General features: G+C 54.1%; 15 protein-coding genes. 9 read left to right on the top strand and 6 right to left on the bottom strand.

Features of this window, described 5'->3' with window-relative positions; all coding sequences use genetic code 11:
- Window positions 1–154: 154 nt before the first annotated feature.
- From HOJ08_03055 to HOJ08_03040, 4 genes are all read right to left on the bottom strand, one after another.
- On the bottom strand, window positions 155–2,071 hold the full coding sequence (locus HOJ08_03055) for a TRAP transporter fused permease subunit (GenBank protein ID MBT5672418.1): 1,917 nt from the start codon (window positions 2,069–2,071) through the stop codon (window positions 155–157).
- 91 nt (window positions 2,072–2,162) lie between these two features.
- Entirely contained in the window at window positions 2,163–3,152 is a 990-nt protein-coding gene (locus tag HOJ08_03050) for a TAXI family TRAP transporter solute-binding subunit (GenBank protein ID MBT5672417.1), read from the bottom strand.
- A gap of 103 nt (window positions 3,153–3,255) precedes the next feature.
- Window positions 3,256–4,245 (bottom strand): ABC transporter substrate-binding protein, encoded by a 990-nt coding sequence (locus tag HOJ08_03045; protein ID MBT5672416.1) that lies wholly within the window; start codon window positions 4,243–4,245, stop codon window positions 3,256–3,258.
- A gap of 73 nt (window positions 4,246–4,318) precedes the next feature.
- Window positions 4,319–5,362, bottom strand: a complete 1,044-nt coding sequence (locus HOJ08_03040) for a heme A synthase (protein MBT5672415.1) — start codon at window positions 5,360–5,362, stop codon at window positions 4,319–4,321.
- Between the two features lie 263 nt (window positions 5,363–5,625).
- Between HOJ08_03040 and HOJ08_03035 the strand changes: the two genes are divergently transcribed.
- From HOJ08_03035 to HOJ08_03020, 4 genes are all read left to right on the top strand, one after another.
- Entirely contained in the window at window positions 5,626–7,797 is a 2,172-nt protein-coding gene (locus HOJ08_03035; GenBank protein MBT5672414.1) for a nitrite/sulfite reductase, read from the top strand.
- Window positions 7,798–7,817: 20 nt separating this feature from the next.
- Entirely contained in the window at window positions 7,818–8,378 is a 561-nt protein-coding gene (locus HOJ08_03030; protein ID MBT5672413.1) for a siroheme synthase, read from the top strand.
- Window positions 8,379–8,482: 104 nt separating this feature from the next.
- The gene (locus tag HOJ08_03025; protein ID MBT5672412.1) at window positions 8,483–11,983 is read left to right on the top strand and encodes an FAD-dependent oxidoreductase; all 3,501 of its coding nucleotides are present in this window, start codon (window positions 8,483–8,485) and stop codon (window positions 11,981–11,983) included.
- A gap of 65 nt (window positions 11,984–12,048) precedes the next feature.
- Window positions 12,049–13,326: an MFS transporter gene (locus tag HOJ08_03020; GenBank protein ID MBT5672411.1), complete on the top strand. Its 1,278-nt coding sequence runs from the start codon at window positions 12,049–12,051 to the stop codon at window positions 13,324–13,326.
- A 2-nt stretch (window positions 13,327–13,328) separates the two neighbouring features.
- On the opposite strand, the gene HOJ08_03015 is transcribed toward HOJ08_03020, so the two are convergent.
- On the bottom strand, window positions 13,329–13,979 hold the full coding sequence (locus tag HOJ08_03015) for a DUF1194 domain-containing protein (GenBank protein ID MBT5672410.1): 651 nt from the start codon (window positions 13,977–13,979) through the stop codon (window positions 13,329–13,331).
- Between the two features lie 194 nt (window positions 13,980–14,173).
- Between HOJ08_03015 and HOJ08_03010 the strand changes: the two genes are divergently transcribed.
- On the top strand, window positions 14,174–15,334 hold the full coding sequence (locus HOJ08_03010) for a 5-methyltetrahydropteroyltriglutamate--homocysteine S-methyltransferase (GenBank protein MBT5672409.1): 1,161 nt from the start codon (window positions 14,174–14,176) through the stop codon (window positions 15,332–15,334).
- A gap of 61 nt (window positions 15,335–15,395) precedes the next feature.
- Entirely contained in the window at window positions 15,396–16,985 is a 1,590-nt protein-coding gene (locus tag HOJ08_03005; GenBank protein ID MBT5672408.1) for a lysine--tRNA ligase, read from the top strand.
- 7 nt (window positions 16,986–16,992) lie between these two features.
- Here HOJ08_03005 and HOJ08_03000 read toward each other — a convergent pair whose 3' ends face one another.
- The gene (locus HOJ08_03000; protein MBT5672407.1) at window positions 16,993–17,871 is read right to left on the bottom strand and encodes a branched-chain amino acid aminotransferase; all 879 of its coding nucleotides are present in this window, start codon (window positions 17,869–17,871) and stop codon (window positions 16,993–16,995) included.
- Window positions 17,872–17,976: 105 nt separating this feature from the next.
- Here HOJ08_03000 and HOJ08_02995 point away from each other — a divergent pair, with 105 nt between their 5' ends.
- The 3 genes from HOJ08_02995 to HOJ08_02985 all read left to right on the top strand — a co-directional run bounded on the left by HOJ08_02995 (window position 17,977) and on the right by HOJ08_02985 (window position 21,434).
- Window positions 17,977–19,059, top strand: a complete 1,083-nt coding sequence (locus HOJ08_02995; protein MBT5672406.1) for a quinone-dependent dihydroorotate dehydrogenase — start codon at window positions 17,977–17,979, stop codon at window positions 19,057–19,059.
- 134 nt (window positions 19,060–19,193) lie between these two features.
- Entirely contained in the window at window positions 19,194–20,459 is a 1,266-nt protein-coding gene (locus tag HOJ08_02990; protein ID MBT5672405.1) for an EAL domain-containing protein, read from the top strand.
- A gap of 90 nt (window positions 20,460–20,549) precedes the next feature.
- On the top strand, window positions 20,550–21,434 hold the full coding sequence (locus HOJ08_02985) for a TIGR01459 family HAD-type hydrolase (GenBank protein MBT5672404.1): 885 nt from the start codon (window positions 20,550–20,552) through the stop codon (window positions 21,432–21,434).
- Window positions 21,435–21,531: the final 97 nt, after the last annotated feature.

The raw sequence follows: 21,531 nt of genomic DNA, 5'->3' as shown, positions 1-21,531 counted from the left end.
TTGGGCGTGTATGACACGGGGCACGCGCGTCAGAATTTATAATAGATAGATATCAAAATAATTGCGCTCTCTCAAGAAAGAAAGCCCAAACTTTAATTGCGATAAATTCTTAACCGCATGAAATTAAAAGGATATTTGTCTTTAAGGCGTGTTTTCAGGATTCTTGAACGGGGATTTTCTTGCCAGTCATCCTGTTGAACTGGATCACGACAAGGGCCACGCCAAGCCCGGCGATAGACCATTTTATGTTGGGTGTCACCAGCATGAGCCCCGCACCTGCCTGGACAAACCGGCTCCAGACCTGAGGACAGAGTGTTTCATGGGATTCGACCGAAGCGGCGATCAGGAAAATGCCTAGTGCAGCGGTGGAGAACGAGACGGCGGTCAACCAAATGGGGCCCATCCACAACAGTTCCGGCCCATAGACGAAGGCAAAGGGCACGATGAACGCGGCGAGGGCCAGCTTCACCGCATGGGCAGCAATGGCCAATGGATTGTCTTCTGCAATGGACGATGCCGCATACGCCGCCACCGCCACGGGCGGGGTGATGGCGCTCATCACAGCAAAATAAAGCAGGAACAAATGGCCCGGAAGGACGTGAATTTTAAGCTCTTCCATCAATGGCCCAATCAGCACGGCCGCCAGAATATAGGCCGATGGTGTCGGCATGCCGAGCCCCAGCACCACGGTGACCATGGCCGCAATAATCAGGGTCCAAAAGACCTGGGCATCGGTGATGCCATAAATCAGATGGGCAAATTTGGCAGCAAGGCCGGTCATGGTGATGCCGGCAATGACCAACCCCGCAGCGGCACAGGCACCCGCCACGGGCACCATGCGCATGGATGTTTCAGCCAGGGCCTTGTAGATGGTGATCAGGCCAACCCGGGTCGCCCTTTTCAATGCGGCAACGGCGATAATGGAAAATGATCCAAACACGGCAACCATGGTTGGCGTGTAGCCATCCAAAAGCGCCCATGTCAGCACCACCAGAGGCGCGAAAAACAAGCCGCCCTTTTTTAACACCGGCCAGATGTTTGGGATGTTGTTCGGATCAAGCCCGCCAAATCCCATGCGGATGGCCCTAAAATGCACCTGGGAATAAACCCCCACGTAATAAAGGATGGCGGGCAACAGGGCAGCAATGGCGATATCAGCGTAATCAATGCCAGTATATTCGGCCATGATAAAGGCCGCAGACCCCATGACCGGTGGCACCAGTGAACCGCCGGTGGATGCCGCCACTTCGATGGCACCCGCGACAGACCCTTTGTAGCCCAGGCGCTTCATGATGGGGATGGTGATGGACCCGGTGGTGACAACGTCCGATGTCGGGCTGCCGGAAATCATGCCGTAAAGCCCCGAAGACACCACGGCGACTTTGGCAGGCCCGCCCGGTTGTTTGCCGGAAATGGAGGCTGCAAAATCGAAAAAGAAATCAGACCCTTTGGCATAGAACATCAAGGTGCCAAACAGGACAAACAAGAAAGCATAGGTGGCGGCAACCCGCACAGGCAGGCCCATGACGCCATCGGTGGTAAACACCATGATGTCCAGAAAATGGTTGTAATCAATATAGCCGTGTTGCAAGACGCCGCTAAGGTTATGGCCGAAGAAATTATAGGCGATGAAAAACAGCACCACGGTTGTCAGGCCAAGGCCGGTGGTGCGACGCGTGATCTCCAGGGTCAGCAACAGGGCGATGGAGCCGGCGATCATTTCCGGCATCTCAAGGGGTGCCAAAAGGGAAATGCGGCTTTCGATTTCCGGGCCAATATAGGCAAAATAAAGACCCGTCCCCAGACTGGCACCAGACAGGATCCAGTCAATCAGGGGCGGTGTTTCTGTGCTTGAATCGGGGCTGGCACCTACGGTCAGGAAGGCCAGCGTAAACATGCCGGTTATGAACATGGCCGCCAAGGCCCAGGGATCAAGAATGATCACCGTTGCGGCCAAAATCACCATGACCGCCAACAGGGCGGCCAAAGGGGCGATCAGGTGTGCAACCCAACCTGTCGGCCGTCGGCGGCAGCCGATGGAAAACCAGGTTCCGGGATCAAGGAGTTTCATGCGAGCCGTAAATCCAGTGTTTTATGGGCCTAAAAAAAGGCGGGGAAGCGGCTAAAGCCATATCCCCGCCTTATGATTTTATAAGCCGCCGTTACAGAAGCCCTGCTTCCTTGAAGGCTTTCTTTGCCCCGGCATGATGCGGTGCGACGGATGGCTCTGCCATAGAGTTCGCCGTCGTTGCTTTTTTCAGAGCGCGATGGGCGTTCTTGAATTGCTGGATATTGGCCAGCACACCTTTGACGATGTTGTAAGCGGTCTTGTTGGACATGGATTTATGCACAACCACAACCGCACCAACACAGACCGAGGTGGATTTAGCGCTGATGAATTTATATTCCTTGGCCTTGACGATACAGGGTGTGCCGCCAAATTCGGTGGCAACGCTGGCGGCCACTTCGGGGCCAATATCAAGCATGGCCAGTGGAATGCCTTTTTTCACTTCGCGTATCCGACGGTGATTAAAGGAAATACCGAAATTCATCACATCAATCCGACGATCCAGCATCAAGGATGTCATTTCCTTTGAGGCGGCACGAACCACCCGCTTGAACCGTTTGATGTTAATGCCATGGGCTTTCAGGATGGCGATGGAAAGGTCACCATCCATGTTGCCGGGCCGGTTGAAGGCCACCCGCAGTTTGCGCGCGTTCTTCTTAAGATCAGCAATGGTCTTGATGTTGTGCTTCTTGGCAACGTCTCCATTGACCAGAATGTGGCTCAATTGAAACCGTGCCTGGGTTGAATAAACCCGAAGCAGAACCCGAAGGTCCTTCATTTTTTTGCCTTTGAACGGGCCAGAGCCATTGATGGCAGCAGAGAGTTCAGGATCGGTGGCAAGGCCCATGGGCACTTTCTTGTCATTGACAAGGCGCACATTGGCAAGACCGCCAGAGCCAGTTTGATAGGTGAGTGTGGAGCCCGGATAAGCCTTGTTGATGGACTTGTCTAAACCCGCACCAATCAGCGACCAAAGGCCGCCCGGACTGGCACCAGATAAAGTAAGATTGTATTTTTCTGCCTGAGCGGCGGGTGCGGCGAGCAGGCAAGCAGCACCGAAGATGCTGATCATGAGTTTACGCATTTGAGAACCTCCCTGAGTGGTTCGGTTGACGCCATCGGATGCATTTATGCCCGATGATCCGTTCAGGCACGATAATGAGCCTTTAAGCATCTTATATTCAAGCTTAAATTCTGCTGTGGGAAAGCGTGGAGGGCACGAATATTTCCTCTACACTCAGGCGTTTGTCAGCCAAACCCTGATCAAAATGGTATCGCAGGAAGGCTTCCAGTGGTTTGCGGTTTTCTTCCATCCCATAGGGCCAGAAATCGTTCCCCATCAAGGCCTGGACCTCTGCGGTATGGGCCTCCATCCACGGGTTGGTGACGCGCGGGATGTTGTCTTCGGTAATTTCCAGATAAGCCACGGCCTTGGCCGCATTAAAAGCCTTGCACACACTATCGGCCAGCCATGGTTGGGCTTCGGCCAGTTCCTTGCGAATGCCCATCAAGTGCATAATCGGGAAAATACCGGTTGAATTGAAATAATCTTTTTCCCGTTCGATGAAATCGGGAAACAGACGCGCGACATCGGGGTGCCCTTCTAGGAAGCAATTTGGGGCGCGGGGAGAAATAATGGCATCAATGTCTCCCGCTGCCAGCATGTTTTGCAGGGTTTGGCCCTTGGGGGCAGGTTCCAAAACCAGGCCTTCGGGAATGTTGAAACTTGTTTTCTGGGCACGCCCTGCTTCTCGCAATCCCCCCCAACACCATTTCATGTCGGTCGGTTTTACGCCGAATTCGTCTTCAAGGATGCCCCGTACCCAGGTTACGGCTGTGACGGTGTATTCCGGTGTGCCAATGGTTTTGCCAGCCAGGTCTTCGGCGCTTTTGATGCCAGACTTGGTGTTGATGAAGATGCCTGAATGGCGGAATTTTCGGGCCGGGAAAATAGGAATGCCGATATAGGGGCACTCGCCCGCAGCGGTCATGGTCAGGTAGTTTGAAAATGACAATTCGGTGACATCAAATTCACCAAAATGAAGGGAGCGGTGAAACATTTCTTCGGGTTCAAGATCTAAGACATTGGCGTTGCACCCCTCGATCCCGATCCTGCCATCCAGCAATGCCCGTGTGCGATCATAGGCGCTAACGGCGACGGTCAGATCAAGTGCCATGAATAATACTCCCTGTTTTTTGTATGTACTGCGCGGTTATGACGGGCCAGCCTATCCCCTGATCCCGGTGGAATCAAGGATCGGCCCGAAGCGCTGTGACCACCCAGATCAGCATCCCCAAAAGGATCAATGCGCCGGTTTGATGGGCGGCAGCAAGGGTCACCGGGGTTGCCAGCAAAAGGGTCATGATGCCAAGGGCAGGCTGGGCGATGGCCATCAGCCCGGTGAGGTTGATGGCGAGTGCAAGCCTTGGCGGTGCGTCCGCATTTCGCGCGCGCACCCATAGAAAAAGACAGGCAACCGCTGTGGATATGCCCAAAACCCGATGGTCAAACTGGACCATGGTGATGTTTTCAAACGGATTGCGCCAAATCGGGTCCATGGCCCACATGCCCTCTGGAATCAGTTGGCCATCCATCAGGGGAAAGGTGTTGTAGGTCATGCCGGCATCCAGCCCTGCAACAAAGCCACCACTGAGAAGGGTCAGGACGGCCAGCACAAAGCTCATGCGGGCAATGGGTAAAATGCGATCTTGCGTTTTTACAGGCGCCTGCTCGGGGGCCAGAGACCCCAACAGCATGCGCAAGATCAACCCCGCGATTAAAATCGCCAGCGCAAGGTGGGCCGTCAGGCGATAGGGGCTGACGCTGGGATCATCGCTTAATCCGCTTTTGACCATGATCCAGCCCATGGCACCCTGGGCTGCGCCCAAAAGCAAAAGCCCTAACAGCTTCCATGCCAAAGGCCCGCACACGGTGCCCCGGATAAAGAACCACATCAGGGGCACCATAAAGACCAGACCGATCAACCGCCCCCAGACCCGGTGGCTGTATTCCATCAAGAAAATGCCCTTGAATTCGGACAGCGTCATGCCGTAGTTCAGCGTCTTGTATTCTGGAAATTGCTTGTAGGCAGCGAATGCATCTTGCCAATCCAACTGCGTTAGGGGCGGAATAATGCCCATGATGGGGCGCCAATCCACCATGGAAAGCCCCGATTGTGTCAGCCGCGTCACCCCGCCAACCATCACCATGATGACGATCATTGCCATGACAATGCAAAGCCAGATAGTAACGCTTCGGGGCAGGGTGTTGGATGGATGGAAACGAGCGGTCATAGGTTTCTCTGTTGTTTCTCTGTATTTTCTCAGCGATTTCTGGGGCTGAATTCATGTACATGATGGGCTTCTTACGCGAAAAACCCCTGATTTTCCAGCCCGTCTTGCCCAATCGGTGCTTTTGCATTGGTTCTAAGGGTAAGGCTTTTCTGAAAATCAGGTTGACAAAACCATTATTAACACTAAAAAGTGTGTTATAGAATTTAAATAAACATTTTTTAGTGTTAATTAACCAGAGGGTCGGCCAAGCGCCGGCATGTGCCATGACCGATTCCAGTCTCGATAAAACCCAAACCGCGCGCAAAGAAGGCATTGGTGCCTATACCGGGGTTTCCGATGACGTTGAGCCTTTGGCACGGTTGTCGGATATCGAAGAATACCGGGCAGGATTTGCCAAGCTGAAATCCGGTGAATGGGATGCCGGCAAATGGCAGGGCTATCGATTGCGCTTTGGTGTTTATGGCCAGCTTCAACCCAATGTCCATATGATCCGGGTCAAAGTTCCCGGCGGCATTCTTTCTTTTGGCGATGCGCGTCGTGTCAGTGAGGCCAACCGTCGCTGGGGTGGGGAACATATTCATGTCTCAACCCGCCAGGATTTACAGCTTTATTATGTGAAGCCCGATGATGTTCCCCCGACGCTGGAATATATGGCCGAAGCCGGGATTACCACCCGTGAAGCCTGCGGCAATACCATCCGTAACCTGACGGCTTGTCATCATTCCGGCATTTGCCCCCGGGAACATGTCGATGCTGGCGCGGTGGCAGAACGTCTCGCCCATAGCTGGATGCGCCATCCTTTGGCCCAGCACATGCCGCGCAAATTCAAGGCGACGGTGTCGGGCTGCGAAAGTGATTGCGGATCAAGCTACATTCATGATCTTGGGCTGGTTGCCACCCATCTAGATGGCAAGCCAGGCTTTAAGATTTTTGCAGGTGGCGGCACCGGGGGACTTCCCGTGTCTGCATCGCTGGTTTCTGATTTTGTAGAGGAAGGCGACTTGCCTGCTGTGGTCGAGGCCCTGCTGCGCGTGCATCAGAAATATTCAAACCGGCGTGATCGGAACAAAGCCCGGCTTAAATTCATCAACAAACGGTTTGGGCCGGAAAAATTCCGGGCATTGTTCGAAGAAGCCTTTGAACAAACCCGCACCATGCCCCAACGCCCGTGGCAGCCGCTGACATGGCGCAAAGGCGATACAAATGCCCCCACACCCGTATCGCCCGGTGGCATTGTTGCCGCCCATGACGATAGCGTTGGTGTGGTTGTCCATCAAAGGCTGGGTTTGTTTACAGCGGATGAATTGGACGCACTGGTTGATCTCGCAGAAAATGCCGGTGCCCGCGAATTGCGCACCACCCGGGATCAGAATTTGGTGATTGTTGGTTTGGCTAAAGACAAGGCCCCCGCCGTGGTGGCCAGTGTCCGCGAAATGGGTTTCGATGTGGAAAACGGCCCCGGTGATGTTGCCGCAGTGGTCAGTTGCCCCGGCACCTCGACCTGCGCCATTGGCATTACCAATTCCCAGCAATTTGGCGATACCATTCAAGATGTTGTGCGCAATTATGCGCCAAAGCCCAATGTGACGGTCAAAATTTCCGGCTGCCAAAATGGCTGTGGCCTGCACCACGTTGCCGATTTCGGGTTCCGTGGCATGGGCAAAAAGATCAAGGGTCGCAATGCACCCCATTACCAGATTTATATTGGTGGTGATGAACGGATCAACGGGCATCTTGGCCTTTCCGGCCCGGTTGTGCCTGCCCGATTGGCCGAAGAAACCCTGAAGATTTTCATGAAGGGATATGCAGATGATCGCCAGAATGGCGAAAGCGTCCGTGACTGGGGCCTGCGCCTCGGCAAGGATGGCTTGCGGAATTTGATCGAGCCGATTTCCGAGCAGGTGCGCGAAGCAGATGAAGGCCTGTTCTTTGATTATGGTGATGATTGGGAATTCACACCGCCTGCGGGCCGTGTCGCTGAATGTGCCGCCGGTGTCGATGATGATGACCTTCAAAAGGATATGGCGGATGATGCCCTGATCAATACTGATCGGGTGTTAAGTGCGGCGGCATTTGATCTGGTGGCCGAAAATGCCAGTGCCGGGTTCCGGTATGCTGGCCAACGCCTGCGTATCAGGGTCGGTCTTCCCGGTGAAGATGCCGACAGCGAAGAACAGGTTATTTCTTCTGTGCGCACGGGCTATAGTGCAGGCAAGGATGTGGATGTTCTGGCCGGGATTGATCGTTTCCTGAAAGCAAGAGCCGATTTTGCTGCCAAAGGAGATGATGTCCATGGATCGCATCTGCGTGAAGCATTGGCGTACTGGATTGATCTGGTTGAAGAAGTCATTGCCCGCCCGGTTTCATTCGGTGGCTTTGACAGTGCCGCCCTGGGTGATGGTGGCAGCTCGGTCGCCGACCTGATCAAAGGCTGAGCCTAGATAAAGGATAATTTGTGTATCCCGTTCTGTTTGATCCATCCCGATTTGGGGTTGTGCTGGCAGGCAGTGGTCCGTCGGCACTGCGCCGGTTGCAAGGTCTGGATGATGCCGGTGCCCAAAAGGTGACGGTGTTTTCCCCCGATGCGGATGCGCAATTACTTGATGCGGCGGGGGATCGCCTTGTTGATCGCCTGCCCGGGAGGCAAGATTTGGCCCATGCGGGGCTTGTCCTTGTTGCCGGCCTTGCAGATGAGGTGGCAGAGCCCATAGCGGTCATGGCCCGCGAACTGGGGGTGCCGGTCAATGTGGAAGACCGCAAAAAATGGTGTGATTTTCATGTGCCAGCCGTGGTTCGCCGGGGGGATTTGCTCCTGACGGTTTCCACTGGCGGTCAATGTCCGGGATTATCATCAAAAATCAGGGAAATGCTTTCCGCATTGTTTGGGGTGGAATGGGCAGAGCGCCTGTCTGACCTCGGAAAGGAAAGAGAATCCTGGCGGGCAGGGGGTGCCGATATTCCAACCCTGCGCGCGCGGACAAAAGAATGGATCGACCAGAAGGGCTGGTTCAGCTAAAACACCTTCGCTAAATGTCAGTCCCAATGCCAGTTATGTAAAATTCAATAAAAGGATGCCTCCCCCGGTTCATAAAAGTTGCGGTGGGGGGTGGTTGTATAAAGATGACGGATTTCAAGCCGGGTTTCGGTTTCACCTATGAAGACATGTATGCCACCGATGGATTGGTGCGCATTGATGGCGTCTTTGTCGATCATTTGAAGGCCACCGATGTTGGGGTGTTCAACCGGTTGATGGCGGCCCGCGCAGCACCTGACGGCATTGAAGCCAAGGATCATTCAGAACTGATCATCGATCTTGGCCCGCATCTCGAAGATTTTATTGGTGAATTGTTTGGCATTGAGACAGAGGTCTCCGCCCTGGCTGCCAACCATCATGAATTGGCGGGCCTGTATCAGTGCAAGCGTCTGTTTGTTCAGCGCCGGGCGATCAAAAAGGTCAAACGGGATGTCGTCAACGAAATCGATGGCCCAACATTAGAAGTTAAATTGACCAAAATGATCGGCCCGTTTTCCGAACTGGCCTTTGCCAACGCGGTCAATGGATGGCTGGAAGATGAAGACGCCAACAGTGATGCCATTGAAATTGCCGAACAGTTTGCAGGCTGGGCGACGCTTTCAAATATGGGTCGCAAGCGGTTTGCATCGGGCGTTTTGTTCAAGGCGCCGGGCAAGGTTGACCCCATGCTTTTGGTGCCGGTTAAAACGGTTGAAAAAGATGGCGTGCAAATGTTGGCGCTGGGCGATGAGGGCCATTTGCGGGCGCGCGAAGGGTTCGCGTTGACCGATCACGGCATGGACCTGACCCATGCGCTGGATCAGGCAAATTACTGCATTTTTTGCCACAATCAGGGCAAGGATTCCTGCGCCAAGGGGTTGGTGAACCGGAAAGAAGGCGGTTGGCAGAAATCACCCTTTGGGGTGGCGCTGGCGGGTTGCCCGCTGGAAGAAAAAATTTCAGAAATGAACAAGCTGAAGGCTTCGGGCTTTGTGCTTGCAGCGCTTGGTGCCATCACCATTGATAATCCCATGGCTGCTGCCACCGGGCACCGGATTTGTAACGATTGCATGAAGTCTTGCATCTATCAGCGCCAGGACCCGGTCAATATTCCGGAAATTGAAACCCGGGCCTTGAAGGATGTTTTGGACCTGCCGTATGGGTTTGAAATTTATGGGTTGTTGACGCGGTGGAATCCGTTGAACATTTCGCGCCCCGTGCCACGCCAAGACAGCGGCTATAAGGTTCTGGTCGTGGGTCTGGGGCCTGCGGGCTTTACCTTGTCCCATCATCTGTTGAACGAAGGCCATACCGTGGTTGGCGTGGACGGGCTGAAGATTGAACCATTGGCACCTGAGATTTCCGGTGTGGATGGTGTGGGCGCGCGCGTGCCGTTTGCACCGGTGCGCGATGTGGAAGACCTGTACGAAAATCTGGATGACCGGGTTATGGCGGGCTTCGGCGGGGTTGCCGAATATGGCATCACGGTCCGTTGGAACAAGAATTACCTGAAACTGGTGCGCCTGTTGCTGGAACGGCGCGCTCACTTTGCCATGTTTGGCGGGGTGCGGTTTGGCGGCACCCTTGGTATCGAAAGTGCATTTGATACAGGCTTTGATCATATCGCGCTTTGTGCCGGTGCTGGAAAGCCGACCATTTTGGATATGAAAAATGGTCTGGCCCGGGGCGTTCGCGCCGCCAGTGATTTTTTGATGGCCCTACAATTAACCGGGGCGGCCCGCGATACATCAATCACCAATCTTCAGGTGCGCTTGCCTGTGGTGGTCATCGGCGGCGGCCTGACCGCCATCGATACGGCGACGGAATCGATGGCCTATTATCCGGTGCAGGTGGAAAAATTTCTGGCCCGCTATGAAATTCTGGCCGCCGAAAAAGGCGACGCGGTTGTGCGCCGTGCCTGGGGCAAAGAAGAAGCCATTATTGCTGATGAATTCATCGATCATGCGCGCTTGATCCGCAAAGAACGTGAAACCGCCAAAAAAGAACAGCGCGTCCCCCGTGTCCGTGAACTGGTTGATCTCTGGGGTGGGGCCACCATGGTCTACCGCCGCTGGATGGTGGACAGCCCGTCTTATACGCTGAACCACGAAGAAGTGGAAAAGGCATTGGAAGAAGGCATCCACATTGCCGAAGGCCTGTCGCCGGTGGATGTCGAAGTGGATGAATTTGGTCACGCAGAATCGATCAAGCTCGCCCGGATGGAGGCCAGCGATGATGGCCGCCTTGAAGACACCGGCGAAATTGAGCATATAAAAGCCCGCACCGTGATCATAGCTGCTGGCACCCAGCCCAATACAGTTTTGGCGCGCGAAGATCCCGATCATGTCCATGTTCATGGAAAATATTTTGAAGCACTGGATGAAGCAGGCAATGTGGTTGATCCCGAACGATCCGCCAAGCCAAGCGATGTGTCTGTGCTGACCGCGTTCGAGCCCGATGGCCGCGCCATCAGCTTCTTTGGTGACCTGCATCCATCCTTTGCTGGCAACGTGGTCAAGGCCATGGGATCGGCCAAGCAGGGCTATCCGGTGATCAGCCGGGTTTTGGCCCGGAAAAAGCCAACGGATATTTCGCCCGATGCCTTGATCGAAACCATGAATGACGCATTGCGGGCAAGTGTGCGCGAAGTGAATCGTTTGACGCCGACCATCATCGAAGTGGTGGTCCATGCGCCTGCGGCTGCGCGCGCGTTCAAGCCCGGGCAGTTTTTCCGCCTGCAAAATTATGAAACCCATGCCCTGCGAACCGAAGACACGGTATTGGCCATGGAAGGCCTTGCCATGACCGGTGCATGGGTTGACCGCGAAGCCGGATTAATCGCCGTGATCGCCCTTGAAATGGGCGGCTCCAGTGACCTTTGCGCCATGTTAAAGCCCGGCGAACAGGTGGTCTTGATGGGGCCAACGGGTGAACCCACGGAAACACCGGGCAATGAAACAGTCCTGTTGGCCGGTGGCGGGCTGGGCAATGCGGTGCTGTTTTCTGTGGGCCAAGCGTTGCGCGCGGCCGGATCAAAGGTGCTGTATTTCGCTGGCTACAAGGCCATAGAGGATCGCTACAAGGTGGAACAAATCGAAGCGGCGGCGGATCAGGTGATCTGGTGCTGTGATGAAGCGCCGGGGTTTGCCCCCAGCCGCGAAGGCGATCTGACGATTACCGGCAATATGATCGAAGCCATAGCGGCCTATGGGCGCGGTGAACTGGGTCAGGCCAAAATTGCGTTGGGGGATGTGGATCGCATCATCACCATCGGGTCTGATGGCATGATGGGGGCCCTTGGTCGGGCGCGCCACACGGTGTTGAAAGAATTTTTGAAACCGGGCCATGTGGCGCTGGGGTCTATCAATTCGCCCATGCAGTGCATGATGAAAGAAATTTGCGCCCAGTGCCTGCAACCCCATGTGGACCCGGAAACGGGCAAACACTCCGTGGTGTTTTCTTGCTTTAATCAAGATCAGCCGTTGGATGTGGTCGATTTTGAAGGACTGCGTCAGCGTCTTGGTCAGAACCGGACCCAGGAAAAACTGACGGCCCAATGGGTTGATCATTGCCTGAAATCCCTCAGCTTGCGGAAAACTTCGGGATAAGTGTTGTCGCACTGCACGGGGGCGTGTATCCCAATTATAAAAAAGATAATAAGGGGACCCCATCCATGGCAGAGACGCCCGCATCACCGGAAAAATCTGAGAAAAAGAAAAAACTTTCTTTTGCGGCACTGCGCCATCCGGGGTGCCGGGTTTATTTGATCGGTGCGGCACTGGCCATGATGGCCGATAACATTGAACATGTGATCAGCTACTGGATCATCTTTCAGAAATTTCATTCCCCCGCTCTTGGCGGGTTTGCCATTGTTGCCCATTGGTTGCCGTTCCTGTTGTTTTCAGTTTATTCCGGGGCGCTGGCGGATCGGTTTGATCCGCGCCGCATTATCCAGATCGGCATGGGGCTGTTCATCATCGCATCGACCGGTTGGGGCGTTTTGTTCTTCACCGATTCCCTTGAGATGTGGCACGCGGCATTGTTGCTGGTGATCCACGGGCTGGCGGGGGTTTTATGGTCACCCGCAGCACAGTTGCTGGTCCATCACATGGTTGGTGGCGACAACCTGCAAAGCGCCATACGGCTCATGGCTATTTCGCGCAATCTGGGCCAATTGTTTGGTCCAGCCATTGGCGCTGCCTTGCTGCTGAGCCTGGGTTCAGCCATGGGGATCATTGTTAATGCCTTGATTTACTTGCCACTTTTGATCTGGTTGATTGCCGCACCTTACGGGCCACAATTCAGCGAAGGGGCAAAAATTGTTCGCCGTGGGGTCAAGGGCTTTGGAGAAATCTTTGATGCCATTCGGGGTATTTCGTCCAATTACAACATCGTTGCCATGGTTTTGTTGGCGGGTGGCACGTCGATGTTTGTGGGCAATGCCCATTCGGCACAGATGCCGGAATTTGCCGCTGATCTGGGCGCGGGCAAGACCGGGATTTTGTATTCCATTTTGTTGGCGGCCAATGCCGCCGGCGCGCTGATCGGCGGGATCATTCTGGAAACCCGTGGCTGGCTTCAACCAAAGCCCCGCACGGCGATCTTTATGGGCGGGCTTTGGGCTATTGCCCTTGGCGGCTTTGCCATTACCGGTAATTATGTGGTGGCGGTGGCTTTGATCTTTATTGCTGGATTTTTAAATCTGTCGTTTTCTGCCATGGCCCAAACCCTGACCCAGCTAGAAGCCCCCCCAGAAATTCGGGGCCGGGTGATCGGGCTTTATAATATGTCCAATAATGGGCTCAGAACATTCAGTGGCGTCACCGTTGGTATCGGTGGCGGGGCCATCGGTATTCACTGGTCCTTGGGGCTCTCCGCCGTGGCACTTGTGGTCTTTATTGCTGGCCTGATGGTCTACACCAACCGCCCGCAAGCAGTACCTGCCGAATAGGGTTATCTATTCTTAGTAACTTCTGCGGCTTGTGGAGCGTTGGGGTCGGTGATGCCGGCGATTTCGCGGATCAGTTTGGTCAGGATGGCTGAATAAAATGATTTAAAGCCCCGGGCCGTGATTGAAAATGCGCCCGGCCCGCCGATGACGTTATCGAGAAAAAACAATTCCAGCCCCGGATGGCGGCCATCGAGAATGGGCAGGGCATTGACGGTAATGCCCTGGGCCACGGCTTGATCGCGACCGACAGAGGCGGGGATGCCGTCTTTGTCCGGGCCGTCACCTGAAATATCAATCACCCGGCGTTTGCCATCATAGGCGTTGGTCAGCAGGGCCTGTGCCCCATACAGGATGGCGGCCCCCACGGCTGTGCCGCCGCCTTCAAGCTGGCGGGGGGCGGTTTCCAATTGTTTGGCGATGGTTTCAATTTCTGCGGCGCCGCGCACCACGGTCCAGGGCACGATGGGCACCTGAAGAAAGGCGCCGCTCCATTCCACATAGGTAATGGCAATTTTCCCAAGGGGTCCATTTTTGATGGCAGAGATCACTTTGGGGCTTCGAAGGGCGCGGGCATATCCCCTGCGCTGCAACATGAATTCATCATATTCAACGCTGCCTGATCCATCGGCCATCAAAATCAGTTCAAGGTCCACTTTCTGTTTGCCCTTGGCCTGCACAGAAACAGGGCCTACAAAAAGCAGGGAGGCCAAAAAAAGTGTGCCAAAAATCCGCATCATGGAAAGAATTAGACACCGCCCCGGCGCAGGATGCCAGCATAATGGCACGCTTCTCTTTGCGGTCGCAGATGATAGGATATAAAAAAACCGCACAAAACAGGGAGTGCCCCATGGCAACACGCTTAAAACCACCCTTTCGTGCCGATCACGTCGGCAGTTTGTTGCGCCCCCAACGGTTGAAAGACGGGCGCGAAGAATTTTTAGGCCCCCAAACCGCAGAAGCGGCCCTTGGCCCCCATGACAGTGCAGACCTGCGCGCCATCGAAGATGATTGCATCCGTGACGTCATCAAAATGCAGGAAAGCACGGGCCTTCGCACCGTGACCGATGGTGAATTTCGTCGCCGCAGTTGGTGGCTGGAAATGGTCATGACCTGGGATGGGTTCAGCGCCACCCGCGAAGGAGCGCAATCGCCTTTTGGCTGGAAAAATGAAAAGGGCAAGCAGCAGGATTTTTCATCGCTGTTTATCAACGGTCGCATTGGCTGGCGCGAAAGTGCCGTGGTCAAGGCCTTTGAATTTTTACGCGATAACGCCAGCCCCGGATCAGTCCCGAAAGTCACCATGCCCGCCCCACAGGTGGTGCATTGTTTTATGGGCGGTGATCCGGCGATCCGCGAATCGGTTTATTCTGATCCCGATGAATTCTGGGAAGATTTGGTGGCCGCATACCGTCAGGAATTTGCAGCCCTTGTGGCGGCAGGGGCGCGGTATATCCAGATGGATGATGTGTCCATTCCCTTTATCTGTGATCCAGATTACGCAGAGGTGTTTCGGTCATGGGGGGCAAGCCCGGAAGAATACCTTTCCCAATATGCCCGGCGCATCAACGAAGTGGTAGACGGCCTGCCCGATGATGTGAGCGTCACCATGCACCAATGCCGGGGCAACCGCGAAGGGCTGTGGGCAGCTGAGGGCGGGTACGATCCGGTGGCAGAGGTTTTGTTCAACGAAATAAATGTCGATGGGTATTTTCTGGAATATGACACGCCGCGCGCCGGTGGGTTTGAACCCCTGCGGTTCTTGCCAAAGGGAAAGGTGGTGGCCATTGGCATTGTGTCATCGAAAAATCCGGTTCTGGAAGATGCCGATGCCCTGAAACGCCGCATTGATGATGCGTGCAAACATACAGAACTGGATCGTTTGGCCCTGGCACCGCAATGCGGATTCGCCAGCTCCATTGGTGGCAACCCATTAAGTGAAGACCAACAAAAGGCCAAGATTGAGCGGATTATCGAGGTGGCGGGCGATGTCTGGCCCGATGCCAATTGACCTTTGCGTCCAGCTTGCCTAGTGTCCGGCGCATATTTGAAATAGATGCGTGTGGAAACCAATGAGCAACGATTTACGTGACACAGCCATGGAATCCAAGGCCTGGCCCTTTGTAGAGGCCCGCAAAGTGTTGGACCGTGTCGGTGGCAAGACGCCAGAAAAAGGCTATGTGCTGTTTCAGACCGGCTATGGCCCGTCTGGTCTGCCCCATATCGGCACCTTCGGCGAGGTTGCGCGGACCACCATGGTGCGTAAGGCGTTCGAGATTTTGTCTGATATCCCCACCAAATTGATCGCCTTTTCAGACGACATGGATGGCCTGCGCCGGGTGCCTGATAACGTCCCCAATCAAGATCTTTTGACAAAGCATCTGGAGCTGTCGCTGACGGCCGTGCCGGACCCATTTGAATGTCATGATAGTTTTGGTGCCCATAACAATGCGCAATTGATGTCGTTTCTGGATCAATTTGGCTTTGATTATGATTTTGTGTCTTCAACGAAGTCTTATAAATCCGGCGAGTTTGATGACACGTTAATGAAGGTTCTGGAACATTACGACGCCATTATGGATGTGATTTTGCCCACCCTGGGTGAAGAACGCCGCGCCACCTATTCGCCGTTCCTGCCCATTTGTCCATGGACCGGGCGCGTGTTGCAGGTGCCGGTGATTGACCGCAATTTGGAAGCGGGCACCTTTACCTATCAGGACGCCGACGGCCAGACCTATGAGGTCAAGGTTCGCGGTGGGGATTGCAAATTGCAATGGAAAGTCGATTGGGCCATGCGCTGGGTGGCGCTGGAGGCGGATTATGAAATGTCGGGCAAAGACCTGATTGATTCAGTCCGCCTGTCATCGCGCATTTGTAAAATTCTGGGCGGCAAACCGCCCGAAGGCATGACGTATGAATTGTTTCTGGATGAAAACGGCGAAAAAATATCAAAATCCCGGGGCAATGGTCTGACGGTCGAAGAATGGTTGACCTATGCGCCGCCGGAAAGCCTGTCGCTTTATATGTTCAATTCCCCGCGCAAGGCGAAACGATTGTTTTTTGATGTCATCCCCCGGTGCGTCGATGACTATCTGACTCATCTTTCCAAATACCCTGATCAAGAAGGGCCAGTGCAGTTGATGAACCCGGTTCATCACATCCACGGCGGCAACCCACCATCGGCGGAAACCCATCTGACCTATGGCATTTTGCTCAATCTGGCATCGGTGTGTAACACCGAAGATAAATCCGTCCTGTGGGGGTTCATCACCCGCTATGACCCGGGCGCAACACCGGAAAGTGCGCCCATTTTGGACAAACTGGTGGGCTATGCGCTGAGCTATTACCGCGATTTTGTGAAGCCTTCAAAGACCTATCGCGCAGCCAGTGATATGGAAAAGGCGGCCTTGACGGAATTGTCAGCAGCATTGGCGGCATTGCCAGCGGATGCGGATTTAGATGGCATCCAGACAGAGGTCTATGAGGTCGGCAAGCACCACGACTTTGAAGACCTGCGCGCATGGTTCAAAGCGCTTTATGAAATTCTGTTGGGACAATCCCAAGGCCCGCGCATGGGATCGTTCATCGCGCTGTACGGGGTTTCGGAAACCGTTGTGTTGATCAACCGGGCCCTAGCCGGGGAAGACCTTTCAGAATCTTGATTGACCATTACGTTCGTGTGGCAGATTTCGCCCATTCAAAATAGAGCCGCCTGGCCTGTAGATAAAAAGGCCCGGGGGCGAGTTCCTGATCATCCATTTTAATTAAAGGCGTGACCTTGGCATAATTGCCGGTGGAAAAAATCTCATCGGCATCCGCCAGTTCTTGTGGGCCGACACTTCGTTCATCCACGACGACATCGTTTTCACGCAGCAATGCGATCACCCTTTGGCGGGTGATGCCATCAAGGAAGGTGCCATTGGGTTTGGGCGTGAACACCACGTTGTCTTTTGCCAAAAAGATATTGGCGGTGGCAAATTCAGCGACATTGCCCTCAAAATCCAGCACCACCCCATTGCCAAAGCCGGCTTTTCGGGCCTCGCGAAGGGCTTGGGCCGATTGCGGGTACAGGCACGATGCCTTGGCAAGGGTTGGCGCGCTTTCCGGGGTTGGGCGCCGAATGCGCGATATATGCGCGGTAAAGCCTTTGGGTTCAGGCAGCGGTGATTCGAACAGCGTTAAAACAAACCGCGTTGATTCCGGCTTTGGCGTAACGAATCCTTCTTCGGCATAAAACATCGGCCGAATATAAAGCGCACTTTCGCCGCCCATTTGATCCACGCCTTCCCAGGCCCGGGCACAGATTTCATCGGCGGTGATGGTGGGTTCAAGCCCCATGATCTGGGCTGAGCGGATCGATCGTTCTGCATGTCGTTTCAGGTCTGGCATGGTATTGTCGAAATAACGCACGCCATCAAAGGCGACCGATGCCATCCATGCGGCATTGGACATGGGGCCAATAATGGGCGGGTTGCCTTCAATCCAGACACCATCAATGAAGTGAATTGATGGTGTTGGCTTTGATGTTTTGGGCGGCGTTTTTGTCATGGGGGATTTATCCCCTATTCTGGGCCATCACCCAAGCGGCTTTTTTTATTTGTTGTCCTGCCTGCCTTACTTTCCATGGGCGATTGTTTGGGATAAGTTCAGGTCATGCATCTCTATGATATTTTCAGGCCCTTGCTGGGCTGTGTGGGACCAGAACTTTCCCACAACATTACCCTCACAGCGCTTGCCTCGGGGCTTGGGCCACGGCTGAAGGTGGCGCCTGATCCGTCCCTTGCCATTCAGCTTTGGGGGCGTGATTTTATCAATCCACTGGGGCTGGCTGCGGGGTTTGATAAAAATGCCCGGGTGATCGGGCCGGTGCTGGATATGGGCTTTGGCTTTACCGAAATCGGCACGGTGACGCCCAAAGCACAACCGGGGAACCCAAAGCCCCGGATTTTCCGCCTCAAGGAAGACAAAGCAGTCATTAATCGCCTTGGGTTTAACAATCTGGGTGTTGATGGGGCGGAAGCGAACCTTATGCGCTGGCGCGAAAAGCAAAATCAGGGCCCAAATCCCGGATTAGTCGGCATCAATATTGGCAAAAACAAGGATGCCACGGACGGCGCTGCTGATTATGGATTTTGCGCCGGGAAATTGGGGGGGTATGCCGATTATTTGGTGATAAATGTTTCTTCTCCCAATACGCCGGGCCTGCGCGCCCTGCAATCTGCGGCGGCGCTGGAAGAAATTTTGGGGGCTGTCGGGGATGCACTGGCCGATGCCGAGCTGGCGGGTGGCAAAGGCATCCCGGTTCTGGTCAAAATTTCCCCGGATCTGGGTGATGGGGATCTTGCCGATATTGTTGCCATGGCCTGTGGGGGACAGATGGACGGGCTGGTCATATCCAACACCACGTTGGACCGGCCAAAATCGCTTCAAAGTGCGCATCGCCCGCAGCAGGGTGGCCTGAGCGGCAAGCCGTTGTTTGAGCCATCCACGCAGCTTTTGGGCGCGGTCTGGCGGGAAACCGAAGGCAAAATTCCCTTGATTGGTGTGGGGGGCATTGCCAGCGCCGAAGACGCCTATGCCAAAATTCGCGCCGGGGCATCGCTGATTTCGCTTTATACCGGCCTCGTCTATCAGGGGCCAAAGCTTGTAGAGGAAATACTGACAGGCCTTGTCGCGCGCCTCACCCGGGATGGCTATGGCCGCATTCAGGATGCAGTCGGTGCCGACAACCTCTGATTCTGTGTTGATTTTGATCTGTTTTGATCTGTATGGTTAGGAATTGTTAACCATATCTCAAGACCTTAAAGGCAGGGTTTCTCTATCAAATTGCAGAATTTATACCTCCATCCTGAAGGCAGGAGAATATTGGCGTGTTGAAACATTTATTTATCGCAGCGACCTATCTGATGTTGGCCGCCGCCGTGGTTTTGATTTTCCCCGGCGTCGTTCCGGGTGCCGCCCCCTGGGCGGGTTGGATTGCAGGCTCCGTGGTTGCCATTGGGGGTGCCCTTGGCCATGAAACCTATGTTCGGGCTGATCAGATGCTTTCCCTTGAAGCAACCATCCGGGCGCAGCGCGCTGAAATCAGTGCGATGCGCGGTGAATCGGATGGTTTGCACAACCAAATGGCGGGCATCATGGATGATGTAAAAATTCTGGTTGATGGCCGTGAAGATAAATCCCAGGAAGCCATTGATCGTGTGGTCGGAGAAGTCCGGGTTTTGCAAAACCTGATCGAAAAGCTTTCGTCTGCGACGGCCCCAAGACCAGCAGCAAATTCAAATGCAAATGCAAATTCAAATACCAAAACAGCGCCATCCAAAGATGCGCCATCGGTTCGTAGCAGCCTCGAAGATACCGAAATTCTTGATATCGTTCGGGAAGGCTTGCGCCAAGACCGGGTTGACCTTTATCTCCAGCCCGTCGTCAGCCTGCCGCAGCGCAAACCACGGTATTATGAATGTTTTTCGCGTATTCGGGATGAAAGTGGTGCCCTGATCATGCCAGATCAGTATATCAACGTTGCCAAGGAAGACGGGCTGATTGGTGCCATCGACAACATGCTTTTGTTCCGCTGTGTGCAATTGGTGCGCCGCGCCCAGAGTGAAAGTCACGATGTTGGGTTTTTCTGCAATATTTCGGCGAATACGCTGGAAGACAAATCGTTCTTTTCCGATTTTGTTGAATTCATGGGCATGAACCGGGAGCTGGCCGAAAACCTCTATTTTGAATTTTCTCAGGCCGATGTTGATACCCATGGCAAGGAAATCGAAGAATATATTAGCCGTCTTGGCCAATTCGGATTCCGCTTCTCTCTCGATCAGATCAGTGATCTCAGCAAACTTGATTTCAGAAACCTCCGGCGGCGGCGGTTCAAGTTTGTGAAAATTAATGCGGCCAATCTGTTGGCATCTTCTTCGGCAATCGCAAAAGCGGGTGCTCAGGGCGGGGCCGGCACTGAAACCGTGGTTGGGATCAATGTTCCCATTCTCAAACGCGCCATGGATGTCAACAACATCGAATTGATTGTTGAAAAACTGGAAAGCGAACAAGACCTTTTGGAACTGCTTGATCATCAGATCGAACTGGGACAGGGATATTTGTTCGGCGAACCCAGAATTTCCCGCCAAAGCTAACCCGCGCTTTTCAAGTCCAGCCATTCATGGCACAAAGCAGTGTCTTGGGACGTTAAGTTCCTGTTTTCCACTGCTGGTTAGATTTCGATTATGACTGCCAATTCCACAATAAAAATACTGCCACGCCTTGGGCCACTGGTTGAAGGCTATGACGGATTGATCCTTGATCTTTGGGGGGTGATCCACGATGGACGCACTCCTTATCCGGGGGTCAGTGACACCCTTGGCCGATTGAAAGATGCGGGCAAAAAGGTGGTCATGCTTTCCAATGCCCCGCGTCGCGCAGCCGCAGTGATTGATGCCATGACAGAGATGGGCATTGACCGGGGGCTCTACACAGATGTTCTGTCATCGGGGGAGCTTTCTTGGCATGCCCTTAAAAACCGCTCTGAGGGCGCGTTGGGGGAACTCGGCGATGTTTGCCTGCATGTCGGCCCAGACAGGGATCTTGGGCTTATGGATGGGCTTGGTCTTGAAATTATCAAAGAACCGGTTGCGGGAGCCTTCATCCTGAATACCGGGCCATGGCAAGATGATGAACAGGTTTCTGATTATGAACCGCTTTTGTCAAAGGCCGCATCTTTGGGGCTGCCCATGGTGTGTGCCAATCCTGATATAGAAGTCATCCGGGCGGGCAACCGCATTATCTGTGCTGGATCATTGGCGCATCGATATGCGGCATTGAAGGGCACCGTTCATTATTTTGGAAAGCCCTATGCTTTGGCCTATGAAGCCTGTCTTGCGCTTATGGATATGTCGGATAAATCGCGCATTCTGGCGGTGGGCGATTCGTTGAAAACGGATATTCTGGGGGCTTGTAATGCTGGGGTTGATTCGGTTCTGGTGACATCAGGCATTCATGGTGAAGAACTGGGTGTTGGCTATGGTGAAACCGTCGATGGGGCTGTGCTTGAAACCCTGTGCGCGCGCCAAGGCGCGGTTCCGATTGCCGCCATTCCCGCATTTCTTTGGTAATATCGCTTTCCCAAAGTTGTCCCTGATATCCCTCTGCCCCTAAGGGTGGTGGACGCGCTGGTCTTGGTTCGATAGGCTTCCTGCAAAGGGTACGCAA

The sequence above is a fragment of the Rhodospirillales bacterium genome, from assembly GCA_018666775.1.
Classification (GTDB): domain Bacteria; phylum Pseudomonadota; class Alphaproteobacteria; order SMXQ01; family SMXQ01; genus JABIXC01.
Note: the sequence above shows the minus strand (reverse complement) of the source record. Positions and strands in the feature narration are given on the sequence as shown.